Here is a 15,808-nt window from a genome sequence, read left to right on the forward strand (position 1 = left end):
AAGTGTCGCGCCATGTCCGCCGTCACGCCAATGTCACGGGTCGTCCCGAACCAGGCCCTGATCGGTCTGACGCTGGCTTGCCTGATCGCGGCGGCTTGGCTGAGCCTGCACATCTACGGCGTCTATTTTCATCGCTGGACGATCTGGAGCGTCCTGACCGTTCCGCTGATCGTCGCCGTCCAGACCTGGCTGTCCGTCGGCCTGTTCATCGTCGCCCACGACGCCATGCACGGCTCGCTGGCCCCGGGACGCCCACGGCTGAACACGGCGATCGGCAGCCTGGCGCTGGCCCTCTATGCCGGCTTTCGGTTCGCGCCTTTGAAGACCGCACACCACGCCCATCACGCTGCGCCCGGTACGGCGGACGATCCCGACTTTCACGCCGACGCCCCACGCGCCTTCCTGCCCTGGTTCTACGGCTTTTTCCGCACCTATTTCGGCTGGCGAGAATTGGCCGTTCTGACGGTGCTCGTGGCCGTCGCGGTGCTCATCCTCGGCGCCCGAATGCCGAACCTTCTGGTCTTCTGGGCCGCGCCCGCCCTGCTCTCGGCGCTACAGCTTTTCACATTCGGCACCTGGCTGCCTCACAGGCATACCGACGAAGCCTTCCCCGACCACCACAACGCCCGCACCAGCCCCTTCGGCCCGGTCCTGTCGTTGCTGACCTGCTTCCACTTCGGCCGTCACCACGAACACCATCTGACCCCCTGGAAGCCCTGGTGGAGTTTGTTCAGCTAGGCGTCCCCGGTGGTCGTTTTCAACGGCGACATGATGCACGAAGCCTCTGCCCCGCCGACCCGTGGCGGCTGCTGATCAGCCCATATTGTGAGAGGAATGGCGGAGACGGAGGGATTCGAACCCTCGGTACCCCTTACGGGGTACGACGATTTAGCAAACCGTTGCCTTCAGCCACTCGGCCACGTCTCCTGCGAGGGCGTCGATAGCGGAGGCTGATGCGTCGCGCAATCCGGTTCGAGAGAAAGCGTCCACGTTAACGCGACATAGAGGCCAAAGCGGCAGTATCGCGGCCATCATTCGCCCCCCGGATCGCTGCTGGATCGCCTGTTGCTCGACCGTCCCGCCAATCTCGCCGCCGATACGCCGCTGAAGAGCCGGCCTTCGCGCGGGCCGTTCCGGCCGGAGATCTGGCTGAATGCGCGCGAGCGATCGTCCGTGCGCCTGTCGGCGCATTATTTCCGGCTGATCGACGTGCTGATGGTCTGCGGCCTGGCGTTCAGCGCCGTCCTGGCGATCCAGCCGACGGGCTTGGCCTCGATCACGGTCGGCGACGCCGCGCCCGTGGTCGTCGGCGCCGTTTTGGTGCTCGTGCTGATGCGCGCGCTTCAGCTTTATCGATTCGGACGCGACACGCCCTGGCCTCTGCACATGACGGGCGTTGTGGGCGTGGGAGTCGTCTCGGCCGGCGTGGCGCTCGTGCTGGGTTGGCTGCTGGACCGCCCGGCGCTGAACGTCATTGCGCCCTGGGCCCTGACGACGACGGCCGCCCTGGCGCTGTTGCACGGCCTGTGGCTGGTCGTCATTGCGCGGTGGCGTCGGCTGGGCGTGCTGTCGCCCAACATCGTCATCGTCGGCGCGACCCGAAACGCGCGACGTCTGATCGAACAGGCGTTGGAGCGGCGCGACATGAATGTCCTGGGCGTGTTCGACGACCGCTTGGCCAGATCGCCGGACAGCTTGGCCGGCGTGCCGGTGCTGGGGACCGCTAAGGCCCTGCTGACCCACCGCCTGACGCCCTATGTCGACCGGATCGTGCTGGCCATAGATCCCGAGGCCGGCCAGCGCGTGCGCGACCTGACGCAGACGTTGAACGCCCTGCCCAATCCGCTGACGGTCCTGGTCGATTCGGAGTTGGGCCGCGACGGGCTGCTGAACAGGCTGGCGAATGCGCCGCTCGCGCCTCTGGATGGTCCTGCCAACCCGGACCGCCGCGCCTTCAACAAGCGGATCCAGGACCTGGTGATCGGCGCCGTCGCCCTGGTCGTCGCTGCTCCCATCATGGCCCTGGTAGCTCTGGCCGTGCGGCTGGACAGTCCCGGCCCCGTCTTCTTCCGCCAGCGCCGTCATGGCTTCAATCACGAGACCATCGTCGTGTGGAAGTTCCGCTCCATGCGCCACGGCGCCGCCGATGCGACCGCCAGCCGCCAAGTCTGCGCCGACGACGACCGCGTGACCCGCGTCGGCCGCTTTATCCGCGCCACCAGCCTGGATGAACTACCTCAGATCTTCAACGTCCTGTCGGGCGAGATGTCCCTGGTCGGACCCCGCCCCCACGCCATCGGCATGAAGACCGGCGAGACCGAATCTGCCCTGCTGGTCGCCGAATACGCCCATCGCCACCGCATCAAGCCCGGCATGACCGGCTGGGCCGCCATCAAAGGCTCGCGCGGACCGGTGGACACCGAGGCCCAGGTGCGCGAGCGCGTCCAGCTGGACATCGAATATATCGAGCGCCAGTCCTTCTGGCTGGACCTATGGGTCATCGCCGTCACCATCCCCGTCCTGCTGGGCGACCGGGCGGCCGTGCGTTGAGCGAGAAGCGCATGTTCTGGCGCGGCGTCTGGGGCTATCTGCCGGCCCAGATCGTCCAGGGCGTGGTCGGTTTCCTGACCATCTTCGTCTTCACGCGCCTTCTCAGCGCCGACGACTTCGGCCATTACGCCCTGGCGTTTTCGGTGACGACCCTGGCCCACACCGTCACCTTCACCTGGCTGGAGTCGTCGATGGCGCGGTTCTGGGCGGCCGAGCGCACGCTTGAGGGAATGGCGACCCATTTCGCCAGTTTGTACCGCACATCCTTCACCATCATCGCCGTGTTCACCCCGATCGCGGCGCTGATCGTCTGGCTGGCGCCGCTGACGCCGGCGTTCAAGATCGCCGTCGCCTTCGGTCTGGCCGGCGCGCCCGTGCGCAACCTCGCGAAGCTGGCGCAGGAGCGGTATCGCGCGGCGGGCGAGGTGTCGAAATCCGCCGCCGTGGACATCGGCGTGGCCATTTTGGGTTTCCTGGTCGGGGCCGGATTCGCGCTGGCCGGCGCGGGCGCGGCCTCGCCCCTGCTGGGCCTGGCCATCGCGCCCCTGTTCGCCCTCCCCTTCATCCTGCCGGGCGAGTTGCGTCAGGCCGGTGGCGGGATCGTGGATCGCACGCGGCTGAAGGCCTATGCCCTCTACGGCTATCCCATTGCGGCGTCGCTGACGCTGGCGCTGGTGCTGGCGTCGACGGATCGGTTTCTGCTGGCGGCCTTCATGGATGCGGCGGCGGTCGGCGCCTATCACGCCAGCTACAGCCTGGCGAACCGGACGCTGGACGTCATCTTCATCTGGCTGGGGGCGGCCGGGGCGCCGGCCATGGTCATGGCGCTGGAGCGCGGCGGACGCGAGGCGCTGCGTCAGACGGCCATCGAACAGGGTTCGACCCTGATCCTGATCGGCCTGCCCGCCGCAGTGGGCCTGTCGCTGGTCGCGAGACCGCTGGCGGAGTTGATGATCGGCCAGGATCTGCGCGCCGCCGCTGCGCTGGTGACGCCGTGGATCGCCGCCTCGTCCTTCCTCTCGGGGATGATCGCCTATTATTTCGGCTTCGGCTTCACCCTTGGAAAGAGGACCGGCCTGTTGCTGGTGACGATGGCGATTCCGGCTCTTTGCAACGTTGCGCTGAACCTGGTGCTGATCCCCCGCATGGGCGTGACGGGCGCCGCCGTCTCGACCACCGCCAGTTTCGCCATCGGCCTGATCACCTGCATCCTGCTGAGCCGCCGCGCCATCGCCCTGCCGATGCCTTGGGAAGCGCTGATCCGCTGCGGGATCGCCTCCGCCATCATGGCCGGGGTCGTCTGGTTACTGCCGCCGCTGGGCGGTTTCGTGGAGCTGATATTGGACGCCAGTGTGGGCGGTCTGGTCTATGCCATCGTCGCCTTGACGCTGAACGCCGCCGGGGTGCGTGACGTGCTGCTGCGCCTGATCCGCGCGCGCCGGAGCGTGACGGCATGAGCGCCCATATCTTTGAAAACGCTGCTTGGTCTCAGGCCGAGCCGACGATCTCCATCCTGATCCCCTTCCTGCGCGACGATCCGCAAGAACTGCTGCGTCAGCTGGACAGCGAGGCCCCGGCCCTGTCCGGCGCGATTGAGCTGATCCTGCTGGACGACGGCACCACAGACGCTGATCTGACGACCCGGCTTCAGGCGACCATCGACGCCCTGTATCTGCCCGCCCGTCTCATCACCCTGGCCGCCAACGAAGGCCGCGCCAGGGGGCGCAACCGCCTGACCACCGCCGCGCGCGGCGAAGCCTATCTGTTTCTCGACAGCGACATGCGGCCCGATACGGCGGCCTTCCTGCAAAACTGGCTCAGGTTGGTCACCGGCAATGCGCCCGCCGTGGCCTTCGGCGGCTTCTCGCTGGATCAGGCGCCGACCGACGCCCGGTTCGCCGTCCACCGCGCCCTGTCCGGCGCCTCGGAATGCCTGCCGGCGTCGCAGCGCGCCCTGACGCCCGAGAAATACGTCTACACCTCCAATCTGCTGGTGCGCCGCGACGTCTTCGCCGCCGAATCCTTCGATCCCGGTTTCAGCGGCTGGGGCTGGGAGGACGTGGAGTGGGCCATGCGCGTTTCCCGCCGCTTTCCCGTCGTCCACATCGACAATCCCGCCACCCATATGGGCCTGGACACGGTCGAGGATTTGGCGCGCAAGTTCGATCAAGGCGCCGGCAACTTCGCCCGCGTGGTCGCCCTGCATCCCTCCATCGTCCAGACCTATCCCAGCTACAAGGCCGCGCGCGCGTTGAAACGCCTGCCCGCCCTGCCTCTGGCGCGTCGCCTGATGAAACAGGCCGCCTTGACGACGGCCCTGCCGGTTACGGCCCGCGCCTTCGCGCTCAGGCTCTACCGCGCCGCCGTCTATGCGGACGCCGTCTGACCATGCGCGATGTCGCCGTCATAATCCCGACCCTGCGCCGCCCAGACAGTCTGGAGCGAGCTATGCGCTCCGTCTTCGCCCAGACCGGATCGCTGCATCGCGTCGCCGCCATCGTCGTCGCCGACAACGACCCGCAAGGCTCCGCCGCCGCCCTGATCGAACGGCTGCGCGCCGAGGCGCCCGTGCCCCTGACCTATGCCCATGCCCCCACCCCCGGCGTGGCGACGGCGCGCAACATCGGCCTGTCCGCCACCGACGCGCCCCTGATCGCCTTTCTGGACGACGACGAAGCCGCTTCTCCCGGCTGGCTCGCCGCCCTGCTGAGCGCTCAAACCCAGACCGGCGCCGATGTGGTCTTCGGCCCCATCCGCGGGCGCGTGCCGGAAAACACCGGCTGGACCACCGCCTATCTGGAGCGCTTCTTTGGCCGCGAGGGCCCGCGCGAGATCGGCCTGACCGACGACATCCACGGTTGCGGCAACAGTCTGATGGTGCGCGCGACCGCCCTGCCCGGCGACGCGCCGTTCGACGTCGCCATGAACGAGACGGGCGGCGAGGACGACCGGCTGTTCACTGCCTTGACGGCGCGCGGCGGTCGGTTCGGCTGGGCCGCCGACGCCTGGGTGGACGAATTCGCCCCGCTCCACCGCGCCACCTTGAAGTACGCCCTCACCCGCGCCTTCGCCTATGGCCAGAGCCCGACCCAGATGGCCGCCGACCGGCGCGACTGGCCTGGCGTCGTCAAATGGATGCTGGTCGGTGTGGCCCAGACCGGCGTCTGGGGCGCCGCGTCGCTTCTGGCCGCCCTCCTGCGCCGCCCAAACCGCGCCCACACCTACGACCGCTGCGCGCGTGGTCTCGGCAAGGTCTTCTGGGCCAAAGGCTTCGAGCCGAAACTTTACGGTGCGGCGATGCTGAAGCGCCCCACGGCCTGATCAGCGGATCGGCATATAGCGGCAGGTGAAGTCCGGATCGCCGCTCATCAGGCTGGGCTTGAGGTGGATGTACAGACGTTCAGCGCCTGCAACGTCGTCCAGCGCAAACGCCTGTTCGGCCTCATACATCTCGTCCCGATGCGCGTCCGTCCAACCCTTTGCCAGTTTGATGGCGCGCGCTTTGGCCGCCGGCAGGCTATCGGCGACGACGAAAACATTGCGGTGCTGCTCGGCGAACGCCACCCCATCATAGCCGCCCAGGTTCACGTAATAGAGCTTTTCCTTCCCCTCGAAAGGTGTGGGAAGCAGGCTGATGTCGTAGCCGTCCGCCTGCGAAATCTCCGACCAGCAATCGATGTGCAACGTCCCTTCGCGTCCCCACCACTGCGCCAGCAAGGCGTCTTTCCTCGCTTCGATCGTGGGGGCGACGAGGAAGCGCATATCGTGGACCTCGATATTCGCGCCGGGGTGTTCCCCGCCGATGTAGATCGCAAACAGCTTCATTCGTCCTCGCGTCAGGCCGCCGTATCGGCGTGATCGACCGCAGGCTTTGCGGTATTCAGGATCAACGCCAGTCGCCGACCGACGATCCCGCCCATTTCGTGCGAACTGGTGATCCCTTGCGCAAAGGGATGCCGCCCCATGATGAACGGCAGGCTGAGACAGAACAGCCGATCCATCGGCAGAGGCGCGTCGACCGGCCGAAACATGTCATCGACCGCAATCCCCCGGATCACATCGGGCGCGTCATTCGCAACCTGATCACGCACGATCCCTTGCTCCAACAAGGACAAGAAAGGAAACTGGATGCCGCTCAGAGCCGCTTGCCCCGTCGCCTCGATGAAGATCGGGAAGTGGCGCGTCGTGTCACCGATGGTCACGCGCGCGCCGCCTTGGGGACAACGCGTATCGACATCGTGGTCGTCGCCCAGCGCGATGACATCCAGCCGTCTGGCGGTGTGCAGCGCCAGCATCCGCTCGATCGATTCGTGCGGCACACCGGCGTAGATATCGACAAAGATCGGCTTGAAGGCGCGGCTGAACCGCTCGAACTGGATGCTGTCCAGATGGGGCACGATGACGGCGACGATTTCATGCATGCGCAGGATGCCGTCGCGCCAGGCCACCGTCACCTCTGCGGCATGGTTCGCCTGCGCCTCCTTCAGGTTGGCGGCGGCCCAGACGAAGGGATCAACCGATGCCCGCCGCGCGAAATAGCTCTCGGCGAAGGTTTCCAGCGTCGCGTCATGCAGTCCCGTCTCGGCGGCGTAGTCCGGATCCAGATGGATCAGTTCGGCTCGAAAAAGGTCGAACACGGCGTCCAGCAGCCCGTCAGGACCGCACGCCACAGCCGCAGCGACAGCCTCGGGCGTACAATAGGTCAGCGGGCGATGCGGCAGCGGAAAATAGAAATCCGCCTCGGGCAACAGTCCCTTTCGCGACATCATGGCGATGTGAAAATCTTCGGTATCGGACGCGGGCTGATAGATCAGCCGATCATCCTGTCGAACGAAGTCCCCGTGCGACGTGGCCAGGGCGACGGCCGCATCGATGGCCGTCAACGACGACCCCCGAATGCCGATCTGCGTCGCCGGAACATCCGCGAGGTCAGATGCGGGCCAGGGGCTGAGGAAATATCCGGGCTGGGCGTCCGGCCGCGACGGCCACTGGTGACCCGTCGCCAGAACCACGTGGTCGAATACAGCCTTGGCGACCTTCCGCGACGGCGGCGACGTGAAGGTCAGCTCGATACCGTCCTTGCGGTTCGCAGCGTCGATGACCCGGCATCCCGTCTGCACATCTATGAGAACGCCCTTTGCGCGCGCTTGCTGAACCAGGGTGGCGAACTGACTTTCGAAGTATCGCCCCAATGCGACACGCGGGACGAAGGTGCGCTCATCGAGCGACGCCCCATCCACGTCCAGCTCTGCCAGTTCGGCGGGCGTTCGTGCCGACAGCCAATCGGCCAACGTGTGCTCCAACGGCGGTATCTCTATGCTGGCGATATTGGACAGCATCGCCGGGTCGTTCCAGACCGGGCTGTAGGGGCTGCCGCAACCGGCCGTCTCTCGCGCCTCGAACACCGTGACCCGCGCCGAAACGACGCCTTGGGACAGCAGGGCATGGAGGGCGTAGAGCGTCGTCGGCCCCGCTCCGACGAATGCGACGGACTTTGTCATGGCCACACAATGCGCAAGACGCGCAAAGGCGCCGCATCCACGCCGAGTATCGCCCAAATGCTTCATTTTCTTGCTAAATGTGCGAAAGCGGACGTCGAAAATGTCGCTCAGAAAGACGTTAGCCCATCAGTCGCCGCAGGAACCCCGGCGCCTTGTAGGTCGAGCGATTCATGACCACGCCGGCGATCTTGCCGCCCACCGCCTCGATCTCGTCGCGCAGGATGACAGGCGCGTGTGCGGCCGTGCTTTCGGCGGCGATCACCAGCACCGTCATGTCCACAAAGGGCGCCAGGATGATCGCCATGTCGTTGCGATCGGCGGCGGGCGCGTCGATCACGATGGTGTCGGCGTGGGGCCGCAGCGCCTCCCAGTAGCGAGGCTCTCCGACCGCCTCGACCCGGTGTCCGGATCGCAGCGCCTCCATGTGGAAATGCGTCACCCACAGACGGCCGCCCAGGCATGACCGCGCCGTCAGCAGGCGCGAATCCGGCACCGGCTTGCCGTCGCGCCCAGTCACACGCGGCGTCACGGCGTAAAAGCTTGAGCCGTCGGGCGATCCTTGCGCGGCCTTGCCGACCTGACCGAACCGATCCGGCTCGGCCGACACCGTCTCCAACTGCCCCTGTTGCGCCAGGTCGCCGTCGATCAGCCAGACGGGCTTGCGCGCCCGCACGGCCGCCAATCGGGCGAACTCACGCGCCACGGTCGAGACGCCCTCGCCGGTCGCGGCGGAGGCGAACTGGATCACCCGCGCACGGTGCGCCGGCGCCGGTCCCAGCGCCGCCCAAAGGCCCGCCATTTCTGAAGTCAGATCGACCATCGAATCGCCAAGGCGCTCCCTAAGCCCTCAGCCTAGCACGAGTTTCGCTAGGCCGCCTTGGCGGGCGCGACGGCCAGGACCGGCATGTCCAGGGTGCGGCTGACCGAGGCCGGCGTCGTGAAGCCGCGCCGCGTGAACACGCGCAACAGGCCGACGCACAGGGCGGTGAAGCCCGCGAACAGGAAGACCGCCGCCAGCAGCGGGATCTTCAGGCTCTTGCCCGTCGCCGGAGGCTGGGCGCGTTCGATGACGGTGACGTTGTCGGCGCCGGCGGCGACCAAGGCGTTGTCGGCGCGGCTCTGGGTCTCGCGCTGCTGGAATTCTCGGATGGAGGCGCTCAGGACTTCGCGATTGCCGGCCAGGGTCGTGTTCTCGGATTCCAGCGCCGTCAGCCGCGCCTGCCGCGAACGGATGTCGGCCAGCTGCCGGTCCAGAACCGCGAGACGCGCCGCCAGCGAGTCGCGCTCGGCCCGGGTGTTGATCCGCGTGGTTTCCAGCTCGGTCCAGACGGGGTTCGGCCCGGTGCGGACCTCCTTGGCCCCAACGGCTGTGCCGGTCGCGACATAAGCTTGCAGCTGATTGATCCGCGCCTCGATGTCCTTCACCGGCTGGGCGTCGGGCTGATAACGTGACAACAGCTGCTCGCGCTCGGTGCGCAGTTGCAGCACCTGGTCCTGGGCCGAGATATTCAGATCCTGCTGCAGCGCCACCTCAGCCGGTGTTCCCGCCTGCTGCGCCACCAGGGTGTTCAGCCGCTGGGCGGTCTGGTTCAGCTGGCTCTGTGTCGACATCCGATCGGTGAAGACCGTCTGATAGGTCGCCGCCAGCGTCGCCTTGGCCGCGGTGAAGTCGCCGATGTCGTTGGACGCCAGGAAGGCCTCATAGGCCCGGTCCGCATTGCCGAGTTCATCCTCGAAGGCGATGCGCTGGCTGGCGATGGCCGGCGTCTTGTCCTGGAAGACTTCGCGGCGATAGATCAGATATTGCTCGATGATCGTGTTCAGGACCCGCGCCGCCCGTTCGGGATCGTCGGACTTGTAGGTCAGGTGGATGACCGCGCTGCCCGGCGCCGTGGCGACGCCCAGGCCGCCGCCGACGACCTTCAGCGCGGCGGACCGCGCGGCCTGTGGACTGCCCTTGGGCTGCTCGCCCAGGATGGCGGCCGGGCCCAGGGCCTCGACCACCTTCTGGCGCACGGCGCTGGAGCCCAGGATGGCGGCTTCGGAGTTGGCGACCTCGTCGCCCTGGGGCGCCTGGCCCCGCTCGGCCGTGCCGACGCGCGGTTGATAGACGTATTCCTGACCCACACCCGCGAAAACCGAGCCGGTAGCGGTGTAGCTCTTCTTCAGCGTCATGGCGGCGGCGAACCCCAGCCCCAGGATCACCACGAAGACGACGATCATCAGCAGCAGTTCGCGGAACAACAGGCCGATCACGTCCAGAACGCCGTAGCGCGGCCTTGTGGTGACGTGTGCGGTGGAGCGCATCGGGCGGGCCGAATCCCTTGAAAGGCGTGTTGTCGTCACCCTTCGCCCACCGGCGTTAACCGATGATTACCCATAACCGGCGAGGTTGGCTCAAATCCCTCGTCGAGGCCGACCGATTCCCATGCTGACCGATCGCCGCCTGTTTCTGCTGACCCTGGGTTCAGCCTCCATCGCCGCCTCGCTGGCGGCCTGCGGCGGGACCGGCGGCGTTCCCGATCCTCGGCGCGCCGACCGGTCGCCCTACGACGAGCTCGCCGGCCTGCCCTTCGCCCCCTGGACGGACCAGGAGCCGGAATATCTGCTCTATCCCGGCGACGAGATCGAGGTGGCGACGCCGACGGCCTCGGAGCTGACGCGCACGCTCAAGGTCGGTCCCGATGGTCGCATCGCCCTGCCCCTGATCGGATCGGTCATGGCGGCGGATCGCACCCTGCCCCAGCTTCAGCAGGTTGTCTCGGCGGCCTATGCGACCCAGCTGGTGCGCCCTGCCGTCGAGGTCACCCTGCGCCAGGCCGGCCCGATCCGCGTTTGGGTCGATGGCGAGGTGCGCAACCCAGGCGTCTTCGAAATGATCGGCGATCTGGACGCCTATCAGGCGGTGATCCAGGCTGGCGGGTTCGCCCCGACGTCGCGTCAGGACAGCGTGGCCCTGATCCGTCGCGGTCCGGGTGGATCGCGCATGATGCGCGTGGTGGACCTGCGTCCGCGTCGCGGCGAGGTCGTGCCCTTGCGGCGTGGCGACATCGTCTTTGTACCGCGTTCGACGCTGGGCGAACTGGCGGCCTTCTTCACCCAGGTGCGCGCCGCCTTGCCCATCGGCTTCAGCTATTCGATCAACGGATCGAACGGCAACGGCTACGCGCAGTTCTGAACTGATCGCTTACGCGACCAGTTGAACCACGCCCTGGTCGATGTAGCGCCGCGCAGCCTTCTGGGCCTCGGCGATTTCCTCGCGCTCCATCTCCATGCTCATCTCGCGGCGATAGACGCGCGCCTCGATCGAGCCCTTCATGGCCGCCAGGTTGAAGATCATGTGGGCCGACACCCGATCCATCGGGCAACCGCCCGATCCGGCCGAGTACATCATGCCCAGTTTGAACAGATCGTCGCCGGACATGTCCGGGGTCGGCAGCGGCAGACCGTCGTCGTAGGCCTGCAGGTCGTGCGCCATTTCTTGCGCGTTCATCACCGTATCTCCTGATCGGGCGCCATTCTGGGCCCGCCTCTGAGACGCCATCAAATACCGGTGGTTTGAAGTTAAAGTTAACGGCGAAAGGGGCTGCCCGGACTTTTCAGTAAAGCAATAATGAATACTTCCAACGGGATTCAGACCTCGGAAATCTCTGATAAATCTCTTGTTCACGCCGACGCGCCCGCGAGCGCTCCGCAAACCTGACGCGATCGTTCAGCGGGCATTCAGGCGCGAAATTCGACCTTGCTCATCATTAACGGGTCGGGTCGGCACATCCGTCGGCGGCCCAGAATGGAGCACGAAGATGAACCGCCTCACCAAGGCCGCCGTCGTCGCCCTCGCCCTGTCGACCACGGCCGTGCCGATGCTCGCCCAGGCCCAGGACCGCGACCGCCGCGAGTATCGTCAGGATCGCCGTGACGACCGACGCGACTTCCGCCAGGAACGCCGTGAAGATCGCCGCGATCGGCGCGACGGTCGCTATGACAGCCGCCAGGACTATCGTCGTGACCGCCGCGATGACCGCCGCGACTACTGGGCGGAACGCCGGGACGACCGTCGCGATTGGCGCAACGACCGCTGGGACCGCAACAACAGCAACTGGTGGCGCGGCCGCTCGGACTTCCGTGGCTACAACGGTCCGCGCTCGGGCTACTGGTATGCGCCCAGCTACGGCTACTACCGGGTCGAGCCGCGCTACAACGGCTATCGCTGGCGCACCGGCGGCTATCTGCCGGCGCAGTATCGCAGCTACTACGTCCGTGACCCCTATGTTTACGGCCTTCGCGAAGCCCCGCGCGGCTATCGTTACGTCCACGCCGGCAACGACATCCTGTTGATCGCCGTGGCCAGCGGCTTGATCGCCAGCGTCCTCTCGGGCGTCTATTAAGCCCCGTCATAACCGGACGATCGAACCCCGCAGGTCTTGCCTGCGGGGTTCTGCTTTTTTCGACAGCCCCTTGATTGCGAACAGTGTTCAGCCTGGGTTCATCGCCACGGATCGATGATCGCCTCAAGCCGCCGGAGATCCGGCGTGCAGGAACCAAAGACCATGAAACGCCTCCTGATGGCTTTCACCGCCATCGCCGCCGTCGCCGGCCCGCTTGCAGCTCCGATACAAGCCCTCGCCCAGGAACAGGACCAGGCTCAGCAGGAACGGCCCCAGCGCGAAGGGCGCGCGCGCGGCATGAACCGGCCCGAGCGCCCGCAGATGACTCGTGAGGACGGACCGCGCGAGCCTCGCCCCGAACGACCCAGCCGCCCCGCAAACGATACGCCCCGTCCCGAGCGCCCGTCGGGTGGCGAACGTCCCAATGCCGGCGGCCAACGTCCGGATCGTCCCGAAGGCGGATGGTCTCGGCCTGACCGCCCCAACACGGCCGGCCAGCGTCCCGACCGACCGGAAGGCGGCTGGAACCGGCCCGATCGGTCGAACACAGGCGGCCAGCGTCCCGACCGCCCCGAAGGCGGTTGGAACCGTCCCGATCGCCCGAACACCGGCGGCCAGCGTCCAGACCGGCCCGAAGGCGGTTGGAACCGGCCTGATCGCCCGAACACCGGCGGCCAGCGTCCCGACCGCCCCGAAGGCGACTGGAACCGACCCGATCGGCCCGACCGCCCAAATGCTGGCGGTCAACGCCCCGACCGTCCTGGAAACGGCTGGAACCGTCCCGACCGTCCAGGCTCGGGGTGGAACAACGGTCGTGACCGCGACCGTCAGCACCGCGAGTTCCGCCAGCGCTTCAACGGCGATCAATGGCGGCGGGATTTCTATCGCAACCACCGCTCGGACTGGTGGCGCAATGATCGGCGCTTCAGGGGTTACAACGGCGTGCGCGTCGGCTTCTACTTCGCGCCGGGTTGGGGCTACTACAGCGTGCCGCGCTCCTACTGGGGTCGGTCGTGGTCGGTCGGCCAGTATCTGCCGGATGCCTTCTGGCGTTATCAGCTGAACGACTGGCGCACCTACGGCCTGGGCTATCCGCCCGAGGGCACGCGCTGGGTCTCCGTCGACAACACCCTATATCTGATCGACGAATACGACGGCTATATTATCGACGTCATCCGCGACGCCTGGCGCTGGTAGCAGCCTGACGTTTTTGAACTTCCGCCCGACGGCCCCGCGCCGTCGGGCTTTTTTTAATGCGCCGCTTGGCTCAGATCGGAAACCGTGACCATGGCGTGACCTTGAGCTGATGCGACATCTTGTCATGCATCACTCGATCACCCGGTATTCGAAGCTAGGAGCTGCTCGACAAACGACACGCAGCCAAGATCATCTTCAGCATTCAGCGCCTGAAACGACTTGGAACTGGCCGGACGAAAATCGGCCCTGATACGCTCCGACGCTGCCCTTCGTCGCCATTCACGACGGCGTCCGGAAGCTTTTCCGGATGGCGTTTCAACCGAAGGACATGCCCCCATGAAGATCGCACTGACCGCCCTGGCCGCCTCGATGCTGCTGGCCGGCGCCGCAACCGCCCAGCAAGCGCCCAGCGCGCCGCCGCCTCCGCCGCCCCCGCCGGTCGATCATCAGATTCCGCACCATCCGGCCCCGCCGCCGGTCGATCCCTCCGTGCCTGCGCCGCCTGCCCCGCCTGCTCCGCCAGCGCCAACCGACCCGGACGCCCCCGTCCCGCCCGCGCCTCCGGCTCCCCCCGCACCGCCGGCGCCGCCCGTCCCGCCGTCGGCCTGAGCCTGGAAATGGAAAAGGCCCTGCGGATCGCTCCGCGGGGCCTTTGCTTTTCGTTCGACGCCTCGCCCTACAGGCCCAGCTTGGCCTTCAGGATGTCGTTGACCGCCGCCGGATTGGCCTTGCCGCCCGTGGCCTTCATGACCTGACCGACGAACCAGCCGATGGCCTGGGGCTTTTCGGCGACGGCCGCCGCCTTGTCCGGGTTTGCGGCGATGATCTCGTCCACAGCCTTTTCGATGGCACCAGTGTCCGTGACCTGTTTCAGGCCGTGCTTCTCGACCACCTCGGCCGGCGAGCCTTCGCCGTTCCAGACGTGATCGAAAACCTCCTTGGCGATCTTGGACGAAATGACATTCGTCTCGATCAACTCCACCAGCTGCGCGACGTGCGCCGCCGGCAGCGTATTCTCGCTGAAGTCCTTGCCCTCGGCGGCCAGGCGCGCCGAAACCTCGTTGGTGACCCAGTTGGAGACCAGTTTGGCGTCCCGACCCTTCGCTGCGGCTTCGAAGTAGTCGGCCTTCGCCTGTTCCGAGATCAGCACGATGGCGTCGTACTGCGATAAGCCATAGTCGGCCATCAGACGCTTGCGCTTGTCGTCCGGCAACTCGGGCAGCGACGCCTTGATCTCGGCGATCCAGGCCTCTTCCAGATCCAACGGCAGCAGGTCGGGATCGGGGAAGTAGCGATAGTCCTGCGCCTCTTCCTTGGACCGCATCGAGCGCGTCTCGCCGGCCGTCGGATCGTACAGGCGCGTCTCCTGGGTGATCGAACCGCCGTCCTCCAGAATTTCGATCTGGCGGCGCGCCTCATACTGGATCGCCTGAGAAATGAAGCGGAAGCTGTTGACGTTTTTAATCTCGCAGCGCGTCCCCAGATAGCTGAAGTCGCCCGTTTTCTTGAACTTGTCGTAGTTGCCTGCCCGGCACACCGACACGTTCACGTCGGCCCGCAGATTGCCCTTCTCCATATCTCCGTCGCAGGTGCCCAGATAGATCAGGATGGTCCGGATCTTCTTCACATAGGCCACCGCCTCGTCCGGCGTGCGCAGGTCGGGACGCGAGACGATCTCCATCAGCGCCGTGCCGGCCCGGTTCAGATCGACGTAGCTTTCGGTCGGCGACAGGTCGTGGATCAGCTTGCCCGCGTCCTGCTCCAGGTGCAGCCGCTCGATGCCGACGTTGAAGAAGCTGCCGTCCTCGGCCTCCACCTCGACAACGCCTTCACCCACGATAGGATAATAGAGCTGGCTGATCTGATAGCCGGTCGGCAGGTCGGGATAGAAGTAGTTCTTGCGGTCGAACTGGCTGCGGCGGTTGATCTGCGCGCGCAGGCCCAAACCCGTCTTCACCGCCTGTTCGACACAGTGTTTGTTCAGCGTCGGCAACATGCCGGGAAAGCCCGCATCGACCAGCGACACCTGCTCGTTCGGCCCCGCGCCGAAGCCGACGGCCGCGCCGGAGAACAGCTTGGCCTTCGACGCCACCTGGGCGTGGATCTCCAGGCCCATGACGATTTCCCAATCGCCGGTGCGGCCTTTGATGGTCTTGGTATTGTCGCTCATGC

General features: G+C 66.5%; 15 protein-coding genes and 1 tRNA gene. 9 read left to right on the forward strand and 7 right to left on the reverse strand.

What is annotated here, in order from left to right:
• Positions 1-12: 12 nt before the first annotated feature.
• A complete protein-coding gene (locus E4341_RS10265; protein ID WP_240893525.1) occupies positions 13-738 on the forward strand; it encodes a fatty acid desaturase in 726 nt (241 codons plus the stop codon).
• 97 nt (positions 739-835) lie between these two features.
• Here E4341_RS10265 and E4341_RS10270 read toward each other — a convergent pair.
• Positions 836-927 (reverse strand) — tRNA-Ser (locus E4341_RS10270).
• A 138-nt stretch (positions 928-1,065) separates the two neighbouring features.
• Between E4341_RS10270 and E4341_RS10275 the strand changes: the two genes are divergently transcribed.
• The 4 genes from E4341_RS10275 (at position 1,066) to E4341_RS10290 (ending at position 5,871) form a co-directional block, all read left to right on the forward strand.
• Complete coding sequence (locus E4341_RS10275; RefSeq protein ID WP_165117088.1) at positions 1,066-2,550, forward strand: exopolysaccharide biosynthesis polyprenyl glycosylphosphotransferase; 1,485 nt, start codon at positions 1,066-1,068, stop codon at positions 2,548-2,550.
• The gene (locus E4341_RS10280) at positions 2,547-4,007 is read left to right on the forward strand and encodes a polysaccharide biosynthesis C-terminal domain-containing protein (RefSeq protein WP_370458448.1); all 1,461 of its coding nucleotides are present in this window, start codon (positions 2,547-2,549) and stop codon (positions 4,005-4,007) included. The genes E4341_RS10275 and E4341_RS10280 overlap by 4 nt, the downstream gene beginning before the upstream one ends.
• Positions 4,004-4,936 carry a glycosyltransferase family 2 protein gene (locus E4341_RS10285; RefSeq protein ID WP_165117090.1) on the forward strand — a complete coding sequence of 311 codons (933 nt, stop codon included), beginning with the start codon at positions 4,004-4,006 and terminating at the stop codon, positions 4,934-4,936. The genes E4341_RS10280 and E4341_RS10285 overlap by 4 nt, the downstream gene beginning before the upstream one ends.
• A 62-nt stretch (positions 4,937-4,998) precedes the next feature.
• The gene (locus E4341_RS10290; RefSeq protein ID WP_240893526.1) at positions 4,999-5,871 is read left to right on the forward strand and encodes a glycosyltransferase; all 873 of its coding nucleotides are present in this window, start codon (positions 4,999-5,001) and stop codon (positions 5,869-5,871) included.
• Here the strand turns inward: E4341_RS10290 and E4341_RS10295 are convergent, their stop codons facing one another.
• From E4341_RS10295 to E4341_RS10310, 4 genes are all read right to left on the reverse strand, one after another.
• Positions 5,872-6,375: a DUF1543 domain-containing protein gene (locus E4341_RS10295; RefSeq protein ID WP_165117094.1), complete on the reverse strand. Its 504-nt coding sequence runs from the start codon at positions 6,373-6,375 to the stop codon at positions 5,872-5,874.
• Between the two features lie 11 nt (positions 6,376-6,386).
• Entirely contained in the window at positions 6,387-8,051 is a 1,665-nt protein-coding gene (locus tag E4341_RS10300) for an FAD/NAD(P)-binding protein (RefSeq protein WP_165117096.1), read from the reverse strand.
• Between the two features lie 118 nt (positions 8,052-8,169).
• Positions 8,170-8,871: a hypothetical protein gene (locus E4341_RS10305; protein ID WP_017506474.1), complete on the reverse strand. Its 702-nt coding sequence runs from the start codon at positions 8,869-8,871 to the stop codon at positions 8,170-8,172.
• 47 nt (positions 8,872-8,918) lie between these two features.
• On the reverse strand, positions 8,919-10,358 hold the full coding sequence (locus tag E4341_RS10310) for a chain-length determining protein (RefSeq protein ID WP_165117098.1): 1,440 nt from the start codon (positions 10,356-10,358) through the stop codon (positions 8,919-8,921).
• 121 nt (positions 10,359-10,479) lie between these two features.
• Here E4341_RS10310 and E4341_RS10315 point away from each other — a divergent pair, with 121 nt between their 5' ends.
• The gene (locus E4341_RS10315; RefSeq protein ID WP_165117100.1) at positions 10,480-11,229 is read left to right on the forward strand and encodes a polysaccharide biosynthesis/export family protein; all 750 of its coding nucleotides are present in this window, start codon (positions 10,480-10,482) and stop codon (positions 11,227-11,229) included.
• A 9-nt stretch (positions 11,230-11,238) separates the two neighbouring features.
• Here the strand turns inward: E4341_RS10315 and E4341_RS10320 are convergent, their stop codons facing one another.
• The gene (locus E4341_RS10320) at positions 11,239-11,544 is read right to left on the reverse strand and encodes a sel1 repeat family protein (protein ID WP_165117102.1); all 306 of its coding nucleotides are present in this window, start codon (positions 11,542-11,544) and stop codon (positions 11,239-11,241) included.
• Positions 11,545-11,854: 310 nt separating this feature from the next.
• Here E4341_RS10320 and E4341_RS10325 point away from each other — a divergent pair, with 310 nt between their 5' ends.
• The 3 genes from E4341_RS10325 (at position 11,855) to E4341_RS10335 (ending at position 14,245) form a co-directional block, all read left to right on the forward strand.
• Positions 11,855-12,439 carry an RcnB family protein gene (locus E4341_RS10325; protein WP_165117104.1) on the forward strand — a complete coding sequence of 195 codons (585 nt, stop codon included), beginning with the start codon at positions 11,855-11,857 and terminating at the stop codon, positions 12,437-12,439.
• 162 nt (positions 12,440-12,601) lie between these two features.
• Entirely contained in the window at positions 12,602-13,636 is a 1,035-nt protein-coding gene (locus tag E4341_RS15545) for an RcnB family protein (protein WP_240893527.1), read from the forward strand.
• 336 nt (positions 13,637-13,972) lie between these two features.
• On the forward strand, positions 13,973-14,245 hold the full coding sequence (locus E4341_RS10335; RefSeq protein ID WP_165117106.1) for a hypothetical protein: 273 nt from the start codon (positions 13,973-13,975) through the stop codon (positions 14,243-14,245).
• A 67-nt stretch (positions 14,246-14,312) separates the two neighbouring features.
• Here E4341_RS10335 and gatB read toward each other — a convergent pair whose 3' ends face one another.
• The gene (gatB, locus tag E4341_RS10340; protein WP_165117108.1) at positions 14,313-15,806 is read right to left on the reverse strand and encodes an Asp-tRNA(Asn)/Glu-tRNA(Gln) amidotransferase subunit GatB; all 1,494 of its coding nucleotides are present in this window, start codon (positions 15,804-15,806) and stop codon (positions 14,313-14,315) included.
• Between the last annotated feature and the right edge of the window lie 2 nt (positions 15,807-15,808).

Source organism: Brevundimonas sp. 'scallop' (genome assembly GCF_011045535.1).
Lineage (GTDB): Bacteria > Pseudomonadota > Alphaproteobacteria > Caulobacterales > Caulobacteraceae > Brevundimonas > Brevundimonas vesicularis.